Source organism: Corallococcus interemptor (assembly GCF_003668875.1).
Lineage (GTDB): Bacteria > Myxococcota > Myxococcia > Myxococcales > Myxococcaceae > Corallococcus > Corallococcus interemptor.
This window is the reverse complement of record NZ_RAWM01000444.1, coordinates 1-388: the sequence shown is the minus strand read 5'-3', so window position 1 is coordinate 388 and position 388 is coordinate 1. Positions and strand designations below refer to the sequence as shown.

1 protein-coding gene is annotated in these 388 nt (G+C 64.7%); it reads right to left on the bottom strand.

What is annotated here, in order from left to right; translation table 11 throughout:
- Positions 1-294, bottom strand: a 294-nt coding sequence (locus tag D7X96_RS39420; RefSeq protein WP_208647479.1) for an acyl-CoA dehydrogenase family protein, incomplete at its 3' end; no start/stop codon positions are given.
- Between the last annotated feature and the right edge of the window lie 94 nt (positions 295-388).

Sequence of the window (388 nt, the reverse complement as noted above, 5' to 3'; positions counted from 1 at the left end):
GTGATGGCTTGCCAGGTTGGCGAGATTCCAGGCGACCGACGCATCCGCCTGCCCGAGCAGCTCGGCGCAATCGACCAGAGCGACATAGTCGAGCTCAGCGCCGCCAATCCGGGCCGGCTGGAGCATCCGGAACAGGCCGGCGTCGTGGAGATCCTTTTCGGTTTCCGGAGGAAGATGCCGCAGCTCCTCGGTCCGCGCCGCTCGCTCACGCAATTGCGGCAGGAGCGCCCGAGCCTTCGCGATCATTGACGCATAGACCTCTCCGCCGGCTTGCAGGCCTGCGGGCTGCGTCATGCTCGGCTCCTGGCCAGGCGCCATTCGTGTCCCTCGCTTTCACACATTTATGCGGCGGTACCTTTGCCAAATCAAGCCGACCAGTGCCTCAAGT